The organism is uncultured Pseudomonas sp., from assembly GCF_913774235.1.
Taxonomy (GTDB): domain Bacteria; phylum Pseudomonadota; class Gammaproteobacteria; order Pseudomonadales; family Pseudomonadaceae; genus Chryseomonas.
Map to the genome: position 1 here is coordinate 71,976 of NZ_CAJYDW010000003.1, position 14,946 is coordinate 86,921.

The 14,946-nt window shown below is 67.9% G+C and carries 17 protein-coding genes; 8 read left to right on the forward strand and 9 right to left on the reverse strand.

Annotation, left to right across the window (positions count from 1 at the left end):
• The first annotated feature begins 9 nt into the window (after window positions 1-9).
• From QZ471_RS01970 to QZ471_RS01985, 4 genes are all read left to right on the forward strand, one after another.
• Window positions 10-798, forward strand: a complete 789-nt coding sequence (locus QZ471_RS01970; RefSeq protein WP_295460642.1) for a ParA family protein — start codon at window positions 10-12, stop codon at window positions 796-798.
• Between the two features lie 57 nt (window positions 799-855).
• The gene (locus QZ471_RS01975) at window positions 856-1,779 is read left to right on the forward strand and encodes a chemotaxis protein CheW (protein ID WP_295460643.1); all 924 of its coding nucleotides are present in this window, start codon (window positions 856-858) and stop codon (window positions 1,777-1,779) included.
• A 76-nt stretch (window positions 1,780-1,855) separates the two neighbouring features.
• Window positions 1,856-2,335, forward strand: a complete 480-nt coding sequence (locus QZ471_RS01980; protein WP_058761264.1) for a chemotaxis protein CheW — start codon at window positions 1,856-1,858, stop codon at window positions 2,333-2,335.
• Entirely contained in the window at window positions 2,335-2,751 is a 417-nt protein-coding gene (locus QZ471_RS01985) for a DUF2802 domain-containing protein (RefSeq protein ID WP_295460644.1), read from the forward strand. Before QZ471_RS01980 ends, QZ471_RS01985 begins: the two co-directional genes overlap by 1 nt.
• 175 nt (window positions 2,752-2,926) lie before the next feature.
• Here the strand turns inward: QZ471_RS01985 and QZ471_RS01990 are convergent, their stop codons facing one another.
• Entirely contained in the window at window positions 2,927-3,865 is a 939-nt protein-coding gene (locus QZ471_RS01990) for an aspartyl/asparaginyl beta-hydroxylase domain-containing protein (RefSeq protein ID WP_295460679.1), read from the reverse strand.
• A gap of 156 nt (window positions 3,866-4,021) precedes the next feature.
• Here QZ471_RS01990 and QZ471_RS01995 point away from each other — a divergent pair, with 156 nt between their 5' ends.
• On the forward strand, window positions 4,022-4,561 hold the full coding sequence (locus QZ471_RS01995) for a DUF2058 domain-containing protein (RefSeq protein ID WP_007160354.1): 540 nt from the start codon (window positions 4,022-4,024) through the stop codon (window positions 4,559-4,561).
• 149 nt (window positions 4,562-4,710) lie between these two features.
• Here QZ471_RS01995 and QZ471_RS02000 read toward each other — a convergent pair whose 3' ends face one another.
• Together QZ471_RS02000 and QZ471_RS02005 are read right to left on the reverse strand one after the other, a co-directional pair.
• Window positions 4,711-5,355, reverse strand: a complete 645-nt coding sequence (locus QZ471_RS02000) for a YciC family protein (protein WP_295460646.1) — start codon at window positions 5,353-5,355, stop codon at window positions 4,711-4,713.
• A 30-nt stretch (window positions 5,356-5,385) separates the two neighbouring features.
• On the reverse strand, window positions 5,386-5,952 hold the full coding sequence (locus tag QZ471_RS02005) for a cysteine hydrolase family protein (RefSeq protein ID WP_295460647.1): 567 nt from the start codon (window positions 5,950-5,952) through the stop codon (window positions 5,386-5,388).
• Window positions 5,953-6,230: 278 nt separating this feature from the next.
• On the opposite strand from QZ471_RS02005, the gene QZ471_RS02010 reads away from it, so the two are divergent.
• Window positions 6,231-7,022: a DUF2076 domain-containing protein gene (locus tag QZ471_RS02010; RefSeq protein WP_295460648.1), complete on the forward strand. Its 792-nt coding sequence runs from the start codon at window positions 6,231-6,233 to the stop codon at window positions 7,020-7,022.
• Between the two features lie 58 nt (window positions 7,023-7,080).
• On the opposite strand, the gene QZ471_RS02015 is transcribed toward QZ471_RS02010, so the two are convergent.
• The gene (locus tag QZ471_RS02015; protein WP_295460649.1) at window positions 7,081-7,518 is read right to left on the reverse strand and encodes an Lrp/AsnC family transcriptional regulator; all 438 of its coding nucleotides are present in this window, start codon (window positions 7,516-7,518) and stop codon (window positions 7,081-7,083) included.
• Between the two features lie 151 nt (window positions 7,519-7,669).
• Between QZ471_RS02015 and yedA the strand changes: the two genes are divergently transcribed.
• Both yedA and QZ471_RS02025 read left to right on the forward strand, forming a co-directional pair.
• Complete coding sequence (yedA, locus tag QZ471_RS02020) at window positions 7,670-8,578, forward strand: drug/metabolite exporter YedA (protein WP_295460650.1); 909 nt, start codon at window positions 7,670-7,672, stop codon at window positions 8,576-8,578.
• Between the two features lie 40 nt (window positions 8,579-8,618).
• On the forward strand, window positions 8,619-9,287 hold the full coding sequence (locus QZ471_RS02025; protein WP_295460652.1) for a YceH family protein: 669 nt from the start codon (window positions 8,619-8,621) through the stop codon (window positions 9,285-9,287).
• Here the strand turns inward: QZ471_RS02025 and QZ471_RS02030 are convergent.
• The 5 genes from QZ471_RS02030 to QZ471_RS02050 are packed head-to-tail and all read right to left on the reverse strand — an operon-like array spanning window position 9,275 to window position 14,945.
• Complete coding sequence (locus QZ471_RS02030; RefSeq protein WP_295460653.1) at window positions 9,275-10,858, reverse strand: BatD family protein; 1,584 nt, start codon at window positions 10,856-10,858, stop codon at window positions 9,275-9,277. The genes QZ471_RS02025 and QZ471_RS02030 overlap by 13 nt on opposite strands.
• Window positions 10,855-12,528 carry a tetratricopeptide repeat protein gene (locus QZ471_RS02035; protein WP_295460654.1) on the reverse strand — a complete coding sequence of 558 codons (1,674 nt, stop codon included), beginning with the start codon at window positions 12,526-12,528 and terminating at the stop codon, window positions 10,855-10,857. The genes QZ471_RS02030 and QZ471_RS02035 overlap by 4 nt, the downstream gene beginning before the upstream one ends.
• On the reverse strand, window positions 12,525-13,523 hold the full coding sequence (locus QZ471_RS02040) for a VWA domain-containing protein (RefSeq protein WP_295460655.1): 999 nt from the start codon (window positions 13,521-13,523) through the stop codon (window positions 12,525-12,527). The genes QZ471_RS02035 and QZ471_RS02040 overlap by 4 nt, the downstream gene beginning before the upstream one ends.
• A complete protein-coding gene (locus QZ471_RS02045) occupies window positions 13,516-14,010 on the reverse strand; it encodes a DUF4381 domain-containing protein (protein ID WP_295460656.1) in 495 nt (164 codons plus the stop codon). The genes QZ471_RS02040 and QZ471_RS02045 overlap by 8 nt, the downstream gene beginning before the upstream one ends.
• Window positions 14,007-14,945, reverse strand: coding sequence for a DUF58 domain-containing protein (locus QZ471_RS02050; RefSeq protein ID WP_295460657.1), 939 nt, complete (start codon window positions 14,943-14,945; stop codon window positions 14,007-14,009). Before QZ471_RS02050 ends, QZ471_RS02045 begins: the two co-directional genes overlap by 4 nt.
• Between the last annotated feature and the right edge of the window lies 1 nt (window position 14,946).

The window sequence follows — 14,946 nt, forward strand, 5'->3', positions numbered from 1 at the left end:
AGTCTGCACATGAGAGTCTGGGCTGTCGCCAATCAGAAGGGTGGGGTAGGCAAGACCACCACCACCGTCGCCCTCGCCGGGTTGCTCGGCGATGAGGGCAAGCGCGTTCTGCTGGTGGATCTCGATCCCCATGGCTCGCTGACCAGCTATTTCGGCCAGGATCCGGATAGCCTCGAGCACAGTGTCTTCGATCTGTTCCAGCACGGCGGTCAGGTGCCCGAGGGGCTGCCGAAGCGGCTGCTGCTGCCCACCAGTCATCCGCAGCTGTCGATGCTGCCGTCCAGCACCGCGCTGGCGACCCTGGAGCGTCAATCGCCCGGCCAGAGCGGCCTGGGCCTGGTCATTTCCAAGAGCCTGGCGCAGCTGTGGAACGACTTCGATCACGTGCTGATCGACAGCCCGCCGCTGCTCGGCGTGCTGATGGTCAATGCCCTGGCGGCCAGCCAGCACCTGGTGATCCCGACCCAGACCGAGTTCCTTGCGCTCAAGGGCCTGGAGCGCATGGTCAATACCCTGACCATGATCAACCGTTCGCGCAAGCAGGCACTGCCGTACACCATAGTGCCGACCCTGTTCGACCGCCGCACCCAGGCGTCCATCGGGACCCTCAAGGTGCTGCGCAATACCTATCCGCAGCAGCTGTGGCAGGCCTTCATTCCCATCGATACCCGCCTGCGCGATGCCAGTCGTTCCGGACAGGTGCCGTCGCGTCACGAGGCCAATAGCCGAGGCGTGATCGCCTATCGAGCTTTGCTGCGGCATCTGCTCGATGGGGCGCCCAGTACCCAGGTCGCCTGATTCAAGTTTTCCCTCGTGCCGGCCGATAGGCTGGACAATCAACCCACGTAGATCGCCATGAGCCAACCGACGTCCCTCGACAACCGTCCTCAGCGTGTCCTCCAGGGCTACCTTGATGCCCTGCTGCTGGACGCGTTCCTGGAGCTGCCGACCGCCGAGAGCGTGCCGGTCGCGGCGCCCGTGGTAGCGCCCGCCGAGCCGATCGCCAGCGTCAGCGAAGACGAATTCGCCGCCGCGGTGCGCGAGGAACTCGAGCGCGATGCCGCGCGGCAGCCCCGTGTCGTACCCCTGGCTCCCCGTCGTCCTGCCGTCGCCCTGGCCGAGCGGACTCTGCCGGACGTGGTGCTGCCGCCGGTCCTGCCCACCGCGGTACCGGAGAGCGACATCGAGCTGGACTGGCGGGTGCCCGAGCTGGCGCCGGCGGCCGAACCGGCCCGTCCGGTGGTGGAAGGTATCGCCCTCGGTGTCGACGTGCCGGTTCAGTCTGCCCTGGCGGAGGGCCTGCCACCCAGTGGGGTGCGCCTGGACGAGCGTCCCGAGTGGGGCGAGGAGCCCTTCGAGTGCTTGCTGTTCGACGTAGCCGGCTTGACGCTGGCGGCGCCCCTGGTCTGCCTGGGTTCCATCTATCCGCTGACCGACGCAGAGTTGACGCCGCTGTTCGGTCAGCCAGACTGGTTCCTGGGGCTGCTGCCCTGCCAGGCCGGTAACCTGCGCGTGCTCGATACGGCGCGCTGGGTGATGCCCGAGCGCTATCGCGACGACTATCGCGAAGGCTTGAAATTCGTGATATCGCTGCAAGGCCTGGATTGGGGGCTGGCGGTGCATGGCGTCAGTCATTCGGTACGCCTGGACCCCGCCGAGGTCAAATGGCGCAACCAGCGGGCCAATCGCCCCTGGCTGGCCGGTACGGTGATCGATCAGATGTGCGCGCTGCTCGATGTCGCGGCGCTCGCGGAACAGGTGGTTGGCAGCCGTCGCTAAGGTGCCTGCCAGCCGCAACTAACCAGCGGGTTCGCCCGCTTCGCCGCACGTGCGGTAATTGACGAGGCTAGGGAACATGAAAAAAACGTCCGCACAGGGTTCCGAAGATCCGGTCCTGCAATGGGTCACCTTCCGCCTGGACAACGAGACCTACGGCATCAACGTGATGCAGGTCCAGGAAGTCCTGCGCTACACCGAGATCGCCCCGGTCCCGGGTGCTCCTAGCTACGTGCTGGGCATCATCAACCTGCGCGGCAACGTGGTGACGGTGATCGACACCCGCCAGCGCTTCGGCCTGCTGCCCACCGAGGTCACCGACAACACCCGCATCGTCATCATCGAAGCCGACAAACAGGTCGTCGGCATCCTGGTGGACAGCGTGGCCGAGGTGGTCTATCTGCGGCAATCCGAGATCGAGACCGCGCCGAGCGTGGGTAACGACGAGTCTGCCAAGTTCATCCAGGGCGTGTGCAACAAGAACGGCGAACTGCTCATCCTGGTTGAGCTGGACAAGCTGATGACCGAAGAAGAGTGGTCGGAGCTGGAAAGCATCTGATGCTCGTCGGGCTCATCCTGCTCAGCGTCGCGCTGGGACTGGCCTGTGCCGGTCTCGGCGGCTGTTGCTGGCTGCTCTGGCAACGCCAGCGCCAGCAACTGGCGAAACAGGCTGAACGGGATGCCCTCATCGACAAGCGCATGCAGATCCTGCTCAAGCGCCTGGAAACCTACCAGGCGGGGCAGGTACGCATGGGGGAACAGGTCCAGGGCCTGGCGCAGATGGTGGCGCCTTTGCCCGATCGCCTGACCCAGATCGAGCAAAGCGATCCCACCAGCCTGTCGTTCTCCCAGGCCGCCCGGCTGGTGGGGCTCGGCGCCAGTGCCGACGATCTCACTCAGGCCTGCGGACTGTCTCAGGCCGAGGCCGAGCTGGTGACGCGCCTGCACAAGCAGCGGCAACAGCGTTCCGGCTGAAAGCGGTTGGCAGTCCTACCAAAGCCTGCGCCGGCTTGGCGCCCCTGCCATGCGCGGACGCCAATTCAGTCAGCGGTGAGCCCGGTAAGTTGCCGACGCGCCCTGCGTACCCGCCGTGCAACCCCTCGCTAAGCTTCGTCTACCTCTCGACCTTTCTGGCGCAGGACTGTCAGCCTCAGCTGACGATCCAGTGATACAGCGCGATCACCACCAGCACCGCCAGCACCGGCTTGGCGATGCGGTAGGCCTTGGGATGGCGCCGCTTGAATTTCTTCACACCACCGCCGATGCGATCACCGAATCTCTTGCTGAAGGCATAGGCCTGGTTGATGCCGCCGACGCGCTCGCCCTCGACGTTCTGCGGCGCCGTAGCGCTGCCGAGAAAGCGGCTGACCGCCTGGTTGATGCGGGTCAGGAATCGGTTGCGCAAGGGCCGCTCGACGTCGCAGAAGAGGATAACGCGGGTCTGGTCGGTCTCGTTCTTCACCCAGTGCACATAGGTCTCGTCGAACATCACGTCTTCGCCATCGCGCCAGGCGTAGGGCTGGCCGTCGACATAGATGCGGCAGGCGTCCGAGTTCGGCGTGGCCAGGCCCAGGTGGTAGCGCAGCGAACCGCCGAAGGGATCGCGGTGCGGATTCAGGTGGCTGCCACCCGGCAGCAGGGCGAACATGGCGCCCTTGACGTTGGGGATCTGGCGCACCAGTTCCACGGTACGGGGGCAGAGGGTTTGGGCGGAGGGCAGGGGCTCGCCGTACCAGGTCAGGTAGAAGCGCTTCCAGCCCTTCTTGAAGAAGGAGCCGAAGCCGGCGTCGTTGTCCTTCTCCGCGGCGCGGATGTAGCCCTCGTCGAACAGCCGCAGCGCCTCGACGCGGATTTCCTGCCAGTTGTCCTTGAGCACGTCCAGCTCAGGGAAGCGGCTGCGATCCAGGTAGGGCTTGGAGGGCACGCCGGAGAACAGGTACATCAGCGCGTTGTAGGGGGCGAAGACCGCCGAGTGATTGACCAACTGGCGCAGGAACGGCAGTCGTGCGCGTCCACGAAGGTGGACGAAGAGCACGCTGGCGACGAAGAGCAGGACGATCGCGAGAGTAATCATGAGGAGAATTCTGATCGGCAGCGCCCGAACCAGGGGCGGATAGGTAATAGGAACATTATTTCACCCCCGCGAAAGGCTTGCACTCGGTTCGTCGGCTGCGCAGGATGGACACCCTGGCGCGCGGCCGCTTCACGGCCGTGCCCCCTTGGATGATCTAGACGAGTCGTATCGATGAGCATGTCCCTACGCGACCAGCTGCTGAAAGCCGGGTTGGTCAATGAAAAGCAGGCCAAGCAGGCCGTCAAGCAGAAGCAGAAGCAGAACCGCATGGAGCACCGCGGGCAGGCGGAAAAGGATCGCTCTCAGGAGTTGGCCGTCCAGCAGGCCCAGGCGGAAAAACTGGCCAAGGACCAGGAGCTCAATCGCGCCCAGGAAGAGAAGAAGAAGCGCAAGGCCGAGCAGGCGCAGATCAAGCAGTTGATCGAGACGAGCCGCTTGCCCAAGCTCACCACCGAGGACTACTACAACTTCGTCGACGACAAGAAGGTCAAGCGCCTGTCGGTCAACGTCATGATGAGGGACAAGCTCAGCAAGGGCAGCCTGGCCATCGTGCGCTACGAAGGGCGTTACGAGGTGGTGCCGCGCGCCACCGCCGAGCGCATCCAGGAGCGTGATCCCAAGCGGGTGGTGCTGCTCAACGTGCAGAGCGGCGAGCCGGACCCGGACGATCCCTACGCCGCCTACCAGGTCCCTGACGACCTGATGTGGTGACGAGATTCAGAGCCTGTTCAAAGGCTCGCGAGCTAGAGCCAAACAAGGCGAAAAGACCTGAGGAAGCGGAGTTTACGAGTGGTAAATGAGCATTCCGAAGGTCTTTTCAACGCAGTTTGGGCGACGCGCAGCAGACTTTGAACAGGCTCTCAGGCCTTGGGCCTGACCAGCATATACACCCGATAGACGGCGATACTGGGGATCAGCTGCAGCAGGCCCGAGAGGGTCTGCAGGGCGATCTCCGGGATGGCTGCCTTGGCGAAGTGCTCGGCGATCCAGGCGTCGATCAGCCAGGCCGGCAATACCGTGACCAGGATGCAGGCCAGCAGCGTGAAGAAATGACCGCGGGTCAGGCGCAGGCTGCCGCGCAAGGCGTCCAGCGGCGCGCGCCCTTCCAGCACCAGCAGGTTCTCGGCGAAGGCCAGCACGGTCATGATCAGGAAGCCGGGGACGATCAGCAGCGAAAAGCCCAGCATCACCAGCCCCGAGGTCAGGGCGGCGAGGATGGCGAAGCGTGGCCAGAGCAGCAGAGCCGCGCCCCAAACGCCGCTCAGGCGCGGTGTGTTGCCCTGGGTACGCGCCTCCAGAAAGATCAGCAGCGAGGCGGCGTACAGGGGATAGCACAGCAGGCTGACCAGCATGTCCCAGAGGCCGTTGCTCACGCCGAAGCGCTCCAGCACCTGGTAGCGCAGCAGGGATTCGAGCAACAGCCAGGGTAGGGTGAGGACAGCCAGGGGACGCAGGTTGCGAGCGAAGAAGACCAGCGAGTCGCGCAGGATATCGACGGGGTTCATGCAGCTATTCCAAACGGGCAGGGCGGCAGTCTAGCAGGCCGACCCACCTGCCCGCAGGCGTTCGAGCAGCGCGGTGGCGGTGGTGACGGTGGCGTATTCGCCGTGCAGGTTGGCCATGGCCATCGCGTGGACCTCCTCGGCGCTGCGGGCGCGTCCGGTGAAGTCGGCCTTGGCGAAGGTGTAGCAGGCGTCTTCCGCCACCCAGGTGCGAAAGCCCAGGTTGCCGGCGCTGCGCGCCGTGGCCTCCACCGAGTTCTCGCTGGCCACGCCGCAGATGACCAGTTCCTCGATGCCGCGTTGCAGCAGCCAGCGCTCCAGACCGCTGTGGGTGAAGGCATCGGGCACCTGCTTGTCGAACACGGTCTCTCCGGGCAGGGGCGCCAATTCCGGCTGGAATTCGACGCCCGGCTGACCGGGCCAGAACACCGAGGTCGGACTGCGCGACAGGTGGCGGACGTGAATCAGCGGCGCGCGCGCCAGGCGCCAGGCCGCCAACAGCTCGGCCATGCGTGTTTCGGCGTCGGGGTGGTTGCGTGGTCCCAGGTGCGGCGAGCGGATGCCCTGCTGCTGGTCGATCAGGGGGAGCAGTGGGAGCATGGTCAGGCCTCGCACAAAGCCGCCAGCGTCCCTCAGTGCCGGCCGATTGTCCAGCCGCGGCGGTGCTCAGGAACTCCCGGGAGCGGGCTCATTTCAGATGGAAGGTGATCGCCGGCCCGGGCCAGGCTGAATCCGCGCTGAACGCAGCGGCGGTCGGTCTTGAAAAGGCTCTGGTCCGCCATTATCTGGAACAGTGGCGCCGGTGTTTGCGCCTTTCGACATCCAGGCCGTTCCGCGAGAGGAACGCCGTCCAGTAGACCGTCTGCGGGAGGGTCATCATGCAACGCGAAGAAAGCCAGCTGATCGAGGGTCTGTTCGACCGTCTCAAGACCACGGAAGCGCAGACCGCACCCCGTGACCGGGAAGCCGAGGCACTGATCCAGCAGCGCCTGCGCGAGCAGCCGGCCGCACCCTATTATATGGCCCAGGCGATGCTGATCCAGGAGGCCGCCATCAAGCGGCTGGACCAGCGCGTCAAGGAGCTGGAGAGCCAGATGGCCCAGGTCCAGCAGAACCGACCCAGCAGCGGTGGCTTTCTTTCCAGCCTGTTCGGCGGTGGCCAGTCGTCCAGCGCCCAGGCGCCAGCGAATAACGCCGCGCCGTCGCGTGGCTGGAACGACCCTGGTCCGGCAGCGCCTCGTCCCGGCTACGGCCAGCCCAACCCTGGGTATGCCCAGCCGGCACCCGGCTATGGCCAGCCGGCACCGGGTTATGCCGCACCCCAGGCCGCGCCATCACGCATGGGTGGGTTCATGGGCGGAGCGCTGCAGACCGCCGCTGGCGTAGCGGGCGGCGTACTGGCCGCCCAGGCCATCTCGGGGCTGTTCCATCATTCCCAGCCCGAGGAAATCGTCAACGTGATCAACGAGACGCCAGCTACCGATCCTGGTTTCGCCGGCGGCGGTTCCCAGGATGCCTGGGCCGACAACGCCAGCTATGACAATGGGGGTGGCTTCCAGGACGCCGGTAACTTCCAGGACAACGGTGGCTTCCAGGATACCGCCGACTATGGTGACAGCGGTGGCGGTGGCTTCTTCGACGACAGTGGCGACGACGACTCCTTCATCTGAGGCGTCGTCTCCGAACAGCCCTGGCACCGCGAGGTCCAGGGCTTTTTCCTAGGTGCTGTCAGCTGGTGGCGGGTGGCAGCGGGCGCTCGAAGGGTGTCGACAGCACCACCACGGTGTGACTCATGCCGAAGCTCATCAACTGGTCGAGCAGCGCCTCCAGCTCGACCATGTCGCGTACCGCCGCACGCAGCATGGCGCAGTCTTCCCCAGTGACCCGATGGCAGGCGATCAGTTGCGGAATGGCCTCCAGCTTCTTGAACACCTGGCCGTGACTGGTGCTGTGCAGCTTCAGTGAGATCAGGCACTCGGTACCGTAGCCCAGGGCGCGGCGGTCGATGCGCGCGCCATAGCCGGTGATGATGCCGGCGTCTTCCAGCTTGGCGATCCGCTCGGCGATGGCCGGGGCGGAGAGCCCCAGGCGCCGGCCCAGTTCGGCGTAGCTGGCGCGGCCATCGACCAGCAGCAGGTCGATGAGGCGTCGATCGATGTGGTCCACTCTCTGCTCCTCGGCCTTCGAATCGAAGGGCGTTTCCCTAAAATTCCGCAGAACCCAAGCCCATCTGGGTCGTTTCTCCATTGACTCTATCTTAGTCGTCTTGGCGCGCGCTCCTACAATGTCAGCCTGACACCCTGGAACTTGCTCGCGCATGGACACCCCCGCCTTACCCTCGACCGCTTCGCCCCGCCTGCCCACCTGGCTGCTCTTGCTCGCCGCCTTCTTCGCCCTCTATGTGATCTGGGGTTCCACCTACCTGGTGATCCGCCTCGGGGTGGCGCACTGGCCACCTTTGCTGATGGCGGGTATTAGATTCATGGTGGCCGGCCTGCTCATGCTGGGCTGGCTCCGCTGGCGCGGCGTGTCCTGGCCGACGTTGCGAGAGACCGTCGCCGCCGGGGTGATCGGCATCCTCCTGCTGGGATTCGGCAACGGCGGCGTGACCCTGGCCGAGCATTGGGGCGTAACCTCGGGAGTCGCGGCCCTGTCCATCGCTACGGTGCCCCTGTTCACCCTGTTGTTCGGCCTGTGCTGGGGCCAGCGCAACACCGGGCTGGAATGGGCCGGCATCGCCCTCGGCCTGCTCGGTATCGCCTTGCTCAATCTGGGCGAGACCATGAGCGCGACGCCCCTGGGCGCGGCGGTGATCCTGCTCGCGGCAGCGGCCTGGGCCTTCGGTTCGATCTGGAGCCGCTACCTGCCGTTGCCCAAGGGCGCCATGGCCAGTGCCGTGGAGATGCTGGTGGCGGGCGCCGGACTGCTGCTGGTCAGTTGGCTCAGTGGCGAGCGCCTGCAGCACTGGCCGGCGCTCGGGGGGTGGCTGGCGCTGGGCTACCTGGTGGTGTTCGGCTCGCTGATCGCCTTCAGTGCCTATCTCTATCTGCTGGACCGGGTGCGGCCGGCGGCGGCCACCAGTTACGCCTACGTCAATCCGGTGGTGGCGGTGCTGCTGGGGACGCTGTTCGCCGGTGAGCGGATCGGCTTGGCCGAGCTACTGGCGATGCTGGTCATCGTCGGTGCCGTGGTGCTGATCGGGCTGCCGCAGTGGCGACGCCGCTGAGAGCAGGCTAGGCTGGCGCGTCATCCTTGCGGAGTTCGCCATGAGCCAAGACGTCACCCCAGCCTTCGCCGAAGAACCGCTCGAGGTCGCCGAAATCCGCGTGCTCGGCAGCCTGATCGAAAAGCAGCTGACCACGCCGGAAACCTATCCCCTGACGCTCAATGCGCTGGTGCTGGCCTGCAACCAGAAGACCAGTCGCGAACCCGTGCTGAACCTCACTCCGGGTGAGGTGGGCCAGGCTCTGCGGCGCCTGGAGGAGCGGGGCCTGGCGCGCCTGGTCATGGGCAGTCGTGCTGATCGCTGGGAGCAGCGGCTGGACAAGGCCCTGGAACTGCCACCGCCCCAGTGGGTGCTCTGCGCGCTGCTGTTCCTGCGGGGTCCCCAGACCCTGGGTGAGTTGCTCGCCCGCAGCAACCGCCTGCACGCCTTCGACGACACCGAGCAGGTGCGTCATCACCTGGAGCGCCTGATCGCCCGGGGGCTGGCCACCGGCCTCGGGCGCCAACCCGGGCAGCGTGAAGAACGCTACCTGCATCTGTTCGGCACGCTGGCGGAACGCGATGCCCAGGTCGCCCAGCTGGGCAGCGCCAGTGAGGGCGGGGCGTCCGCGGGCGGTCGCGAAGGACGACTGGAAGCACTGGAAGCCCGCATCGCGACCCTCGAAGAGCGCCTGGCGCGACTGGAGGAAGAGGGCGCTCAGCGCGGATAGAGCGGCGGTAGCTTGTCGTGGATGGCTTCTGGCGTTAGTGGCGGCAGGGCGTTGATCGCCTGCCAGAGCGTTTCGCCCTGCCAGCGCTGGCCGGCTTCGCTGTAGAGCGCGCCGTTGAGGTCGTCGAGCGCCGCGGCCAGGGGTTCGAAGCGGGCGCCCATGGCCGCCAGGGTTTCCGGCTGCTGGCGGGCCCAGGCGTCCAACGCATGGCGGGTGGCATGGGGATCGTTGCTCTGGCAGGCGCGGCGCAATTCTTCGCGCTGCAGGCGGCTGTCCACGTCCGGCACCGTCGGCAATACCGCCGGTTGACGCCGTGCGCGCCACCAGAGGCCGAAGCCGAGCAGGGTGGTCAAGGCGAAGAAGGCTGTCGCCAGTTGCCAGCGCCACAGGCGGGACTCGACGGGACTGGCCTTGCCCGGGGGCGCCACCTTGGCGGTCTGCAGGGCGGGGTCTTCCGCCACCGCCAGGGTCTGCGCGGGCAGGGTCGCCCGCTCCAGGGTGTCGGTCTCGGTGTTCCACCAGACGACTTCCACCGGCGGCAGTGACTTGTCGCCCGGGGTAGTGGGGATCAGGGCGATGCGTTCCTCGCGCAGGCCGACCAGGCCTCGGGCCTGGGCTTGCGTCGTGAGGCGGGGTTGCTCGGCATAGCGCTTGATGCCTGCCACCTCGGGCAGCACCAGGGGCGGCAGCTGACTCGGCGCCAGGCCTTCGGCGCGGATCTGCAGCGTCCGGGTCAGGGCGCTGCCTTCGCGGGCGCTGTCGGGCGCGGGATTCCACTGCTGGGTGAGACTGAGGCTGCGCGCCGGGATCCAGGGCGTCTGCGGTGGATAGCTGGCGGGTTGTGGCTGGACGTCCAGGGTCAGCGGTGGGGTGCGCAGCTGGATCGGCTGGCCGGCCCGCGAGCTGTCGTCGATGCCGCCGGCGAGGGTCGCACTGAAGGTCTGGGGTGGCAGCACCACGGCGCCACTCTGCAGTGGATGGATGGCGTAGCGCCATTCGATAACCCCGTGCCGTACCCCGTCGACGTCGCGTTCGTAGACCTGGGGCGTTCCCAGCAGATCGACGCGGGCGTCGCTGGGATTGGGTGGCGTGAGCACGTGGTCGTCGTAGAGCGCCACCGCATGGTAAAGGCGAACGGTGAGGATGGTTTCCGCTTGGACGTACAGCCGCGGTCTATCCACCGCCGCTTCGAGGTAGACGGGCTCACGGCTGTGGCGCTTGGCGGCAGGCGCTTCGACGGTGACGCTCAGCGGTTGGCTGCGCGCACCGTCGAGAGTCAGGGCGGGAATGGTCAGGGCGCCGCTGGTCTTGGGTTGCAGGGTCACGTTCCAGCGGGTGGTCACCCGTTCGCCCGGCGGCAGGCTGTTCTGGCGGACGCCCAGCACCTTGAAGTCCTGGTCCAGCGGGGCGAGGTCGGGCTTGCCGAACTGGGCGGGGTCGGTGGTTTCCAGGATGAGTTCAAGGGTCTCGTTTTCGCTGAGCTGGCTGCGTTCCAGGCGGGCGCTGAGATCGGCAGCCTGGGTGAGCGGCGCCGCGAGGGCGAGGGCCACGAGCAACGGATAGGGCTTCATTGCAGCGCGGTCTCCTCGCGTTGTTGCTGCTGGTACCAGAATTTGCGGCGGAGCAGGTCGGCAGGGTTGTCGGGGATCTCCCGCAACCATTGTTCGGCGGCCTGGCGCTGTTCTTCCTGCTGGGGATCGTCGATCGCGCTGGGACTGACCAGCCAGTCCGCGCCGGCCTGGGCCTGGAATTGGGGGCTGGCGGCGGCTGAGGTATCGGCTGAGCTGCTGCTGGCGTTGCTCGGCTCGTCGGCGGTGGCGTTGGTAGCCGCGGCGGCCTGGGCTCTCTGGCGCCGCGCTGCCGCTTCGGCCTGGGCGGCGGCGCGTTGGGCGAGCAGGCGCTCCAGGCGATTACGATTACGCAGGGCCGCCGTCAGGTCCGGGCGCAGCACCAGGGCGGCGGCATAGGCCTTCAGGGCGTCGTCGTAGCGACCGGCCATGGCCAGGGCGTTGCCGCGATTGTAGTGGCCGTCGGCCGACGGATCGCGGGCGAAAGCCGCGGCGGCGCCGGCATAGTCGCCGCTGCGATAGAGCGCCACGCCGCGCCAGCGGTCATCGGTGAAGCGTTCGGCGGCCGCGGCGGCCTGGTCGTCGCCGAGCAACTGCATGGCCTGCTGGTCGCGTCGCTGCCAGAGATCGTCCCAGCCGCCGGCCTGGGCCGGGGGTGGCGTCAGCAGCAGGCAGAAGGGCAGGCAAAGCAGCCAACCCCGCCGCGCGCCGCAGGCGACCAGCACCAGTAGCGGCAGGAGCAGCAGGTAGCCCTGGTCGCGCCAGCCGCTGGGGCCCTGGTCGGCGCTGAGGCGGACCTCGTCGGGGCGATCCAGCAGGCCCAGCCGGCGCAGGTCCTGGTCGTCGCGTTGCAGGCGCTGATAGCGCCCACCCAGTTCGCGGGCGAAACCCTGCAACTGCCCCTCGTCCAGGCGGGCGATGCGGATGCCGCCGGCGGCATCGCTCAGGTAATTGCCGGTCTCGGCGGCTACCGGGGCGCCCTGGGGAGTCCCGGGGCCAAGGATCGCCAGCTGGCGCAGCCGACCCTGCAACAGCCGTTCGATACCCTGGCGTTCGCGGCTGTCCAGTTCGCTGGCAATGAGCAGCAGCCGGGCACTGGCGTTCGGCGCCGGGCCAAGCAATTCCAGGGCCTGGGCGATGCCCAGGTCGGCGCGCTGACCAGGTACCGGCATGATCGAGGGCCGCAGGGCTGTCAGCAGGTTGTCGATGGTCGGCAGGTCGTCGGTCAGGGGGACCAGGGTGTGGGCGCTGCCGGCGTAGACGACGACGGCGGTCTCGCCATCCTGGCGGGCCTGCAGCAGATCCTGCAGCTTGCGCTGCACGGCCAGCAGGCGGGTGGGCGGTACGTCCGTGGCGAGCAGGTCCGGGGTCAGCGCCAGCACCACCACCAGGGCGTCATCGCGGCGAAAGTTCTGCTGTTCGCCTTCCTGCCAACTGGGCCCGGCCAGGGCGAGGCAGGCCAGGACGCCCGCCGCGCCGAGCAGGCCGAGGCCGAGTGGCGAACGTTGCCGGTTGCTATCGCTGAGCAGCCAGGGTTGCAGGGCCGGGGGCAGCAGGGCCTGCCAGTTGCCGTGTCTATGGCGGCGACGGCGCAGCGCCCAGAGCGCCAGGGCGACCGGCAGCAGTGCCAGCAGCCAGGCCGGGCGAAGGAACAGCGGCAGCCAGTCGCTCATGGCCGGCGTCCCAGGCGGCGCCAGTGGTCGGGCAGGGGCAGGCGGGCGAGGGTCAGGGCCAGGCCGAGCAGCAGTGCCAGAGCCAGCGGCCAGGGGTAGAGCTCCCTGGTGGGACGCGCGTGGTCAGGCTGCTGGCGGATCGGCTCGAGCCGATCCAGCTGGCGCGACACCGCGGCGAGCTCGGCACTGGAGCGCACCCGGAAGTAGGCGCCGTTGGTGAGTTCGGCGAGGTGCCGCAGCATGGGCTCGTCGAGATCGCTGGAACTCGGGCCGCCGGCGAGGGGGTCGGGTTCGGCACCGATGCCCAGGGTGTAGACCCGCACTCGCTCGCTCGCTGCCAGGGTGGCGGCCACCTCTGGTGTCACGACCCCACCGTTGCTGGCGCCATCGGTGACCAGGATCAGGGTACGGCTGTTGTCCGGGCGCTTGCGCAGGTGCTTGACCGCCAGCCCCACGGCGTCACCTACCGCGGTGTTGCGCCCGGCCAGGCCGATCTGGGCTTCTTCCAGCAGGGCATGGACGGTACGGCGGTCGGCGGTCAACGGTGCCTGCAGATAGGCCTGGGAGCCGAACAGGATGAGACCGACGCGATCACCCTGGCGACTGTCGATGAAGCGACCGAGCAGTTGCTTGACCAGCGTCAGGCGGCTGACGTTCTCGTCGCCCAGCTGCATGTCGGGGGTATCCATGGAGCCGGAAACGTCCACTGCCAGCAGCAGGTCGCGGCCGCTCACGTCCAGCGGCTGGGGCGGTCCGACCCATTGCGGGCGGGCCGCCGCCGCCAGGATCAGCAACCAGCCCAGCAGGAAGGGCAACAGGCGCCTTACGCCCGTCAGGCTGCCGGGGCGGGTGGAGCGGCCGCCGAGGTGCTGGAGTTCGCCGAGGAAGTCCACGCGCAGCGCCGCCTGGCCGCTGTCCGCGGCGGGCAGCAGGCGGTGCAGCAGCCAGGGCAGGGGCGCCAGCAGCCAGAGCCAGGGCCAGGCGAACTCAAACATGCTTGCGGATCCAGGTGGCGACGGCGTCCTGCAGCCCGTCGATGGTACGGTCTTCCAGTCGGCAGTCGGGGCGATAGCCGCCATCCACCAGGATCATATAACGCGTCAGCCCCGCCGCCGGGCAGCGGGAGTCGAGAAAGGCCAGCCAATCGCGCCCGCTCAGGGTCTGGCTGATCTGGTCCGGATAGCTGGCGCGGCACAGGCGCTTGAGCAGGGCGTTGAGTGCCTGCAGCCAGGGCCCGGCCGGGGCGCCGTAGGGGCGAGGCAGACGGGCCAGCTCGGCCAGCGCGGTGGTGCGCAGATCCGCTTCGGTGGTCGCCTCGGCGACCGGTGCCGAGACCAGCGGGCGCCGGCCATGGCGATGGCGCAGGAAGAAGCCCAGGGCCAGCACGACCAGCAGCAGTAGCCACCAGCCCGGTGCGGGTGGCCAGAGAGCCGGCTCCGGCGGCAGTCGCAGCGGCTCCAGATTGGCGACGCCGGGATTCACGAGGCATACCCCGGGCGATGCTGGCGCAGCTGGTGGCGCAGTTGCTCCACCAGGTCGTCGGCGGTGGACATAGGTAGCAGCGGAATGCCCAGGCGCAGGCTGAGTTCGGTCCAGCGCTCGCGGCGTTGCGCCGACTGGTCGGCGTAGCCCTGGCGCACGTCCGCGCGATCGGTATCCAGTTCGACCTCGGCGCCGCCGCTGGTGAAGCGCAGCAGGCCGGCCTGGGGCAGTTCGTGGTCGAGGGGATCGGAGAGCGGCAGCAGCACCAGGTCGCTGTGCCGGGACAGCAGGGTGAGATGCTGCTCGGTCGCCACGTCGAGGCTGCGCTCGTCGCAGATCACCAGCGCCAGACTGCCGGGACGCAGCACCTCGCGGGCCCGCCGCAGCACCTGGTTGAAGGTGATGCGCGGCACCTGGGCCAGCGCCGGGTCCTGCAGGGCTCGATTGGCGTTGATCAGGTGATCGAAGAAGCGCAGCAGGTTCTGCTTGCTGCGCCGGGGGCGTACCTCATGCAAGCGCTCGCCACCGAAGATCATGCCGCCGATGCGGTCGTTGTGCTCCAGCACCGCCCAGCCGATCAGGGCGGCCAGGCGCCCGCCCAGCACCGACTTGAATTGCTCCCGGGTGCCGAAGAAGGTGCGCGGACTCTGCTCCAGCAGCAGATAGACCGGCCGCTCGCGCTCTTCGTGGAACAGCTTGGTGTGGGGCTCGCGGGTACGGGCGGTGACGCGCCAGTCGATGGCGCGCACGTCGTCGCCGGGCTGGTAGGCCCGCACCTGGTCGAAGTCCACGCCGCGACCGCGCAGACGCGAGTGGTGCAGGCCGATCAGCGGGCTGCGGCGTCCGGCGGCGGAAAACAGCTGCACCTCGACCACCCGGTGGCGCATCTCGATGAGCTCGGCCAGGCCCAGGGTCACGCCGCTGCGCTCGGGCATC

Bases quoted from the DNA above. Each gene is read 5' to 3' on its own strand.
- QZ471_RS02000 (WP_295460646.1), bottom strand. From the start codon at position 5,355: ATGAACCCCGTCGATATCCTGCGCGACTCGCTGGTCTTCTTCGCTCGC.
- QZ471_RS02050 (WP_295460657.1), bottom strand. From the start codon at position 14,945: ATGCCCGAGCGCAGCGGCGTGACCCTGGGCCTGGCCGAGCTCATCGAG.
- QZ471_RS02035 (WP_295460654.1), bottom strand. From the start codon at position 12,528: ATGAGCGACTGGCTGCCGCTGTTCCTTCGCCCGGCCTGGCTGCTGGCA.
- QZ471_RS02005 (WP_295460647.1), bottom strand. From the start codon at position 5,952: ATGCTCCCACTGCTCCCCCTGATCGACCAGCAGCAGGGCATCCGCTCG.
- QZ471_RS01980 (WP_058761264.1), top strand. From the start codon at position 1,856: ATGAAAAAAACGTCCGCACAGGGTTCCGAAGATCCGGTCCTGCAATGG.
- QZ471_RS01995 (WP_007160354.1), top strand. From the start codon at position 4,022: ATGAGCATGTCCCTACGCGACCAGCTGCTGAAAGCCGGGTTGGTCAAT.
- QZ471_RS02040 (WP_295460655.1), bottom strand. From the start codon at position 13,523: ATGTTTGAGTTCGCCTGGCCCTGGCTCTGGCTGCTGGCGCCCCTGCCC.
- QZ471_RS02030 (WP_295460653.1), bottom strand. From the start codon at position 10,858: ATGAAGCCCTATCCGTTGCTCGTGGCCCTCGCCCTCGCGGCGCCGCTC.
- QZ471_RS02025 (WP_295460652.1), top strand. From the start codon at position 8,619: ATGAGCCAAGACGTCACCCCAGCCTTCGCCGAAGAACCGCTCGAGGTC.
- QZ471_RS01970 (WP_295460642.1), top strand. From the start codon at position 10: ATGAGAGTCTGGGCTGTCGCCAATCAGAAGGGTGGGGTAGGCAAGACC.
- yedA (WP_295460650.1), top strand. From the start codon at position 7,670: ATGGACACCCCCGCCTTACCCTCGACCGCTTCGCCCCGCCTGCCCACC.
- QZ471_RS02010 (WP_295460648.1), top strand. From the start codon at position 6,231: ATGCAACGCGAAGAAAGCCAGCTGATCGAGGGTCTGTTCGACCGTCTC.
- QZ471_RS01985 (WP_295460644.1), top strand. From the start codon at position 2,335: ATGCTCGTCGGGCTCATCCTGCTCAGCGTCGCGCTGGGACTGGCCTGT.
- QZ471_RS01975 (WP_295460643.1), top strand. From the start codon at position 856: ATGAGCCAACCGACGTCCCTCGACAACCGTCCTCAGCGTGTCCTCCAG.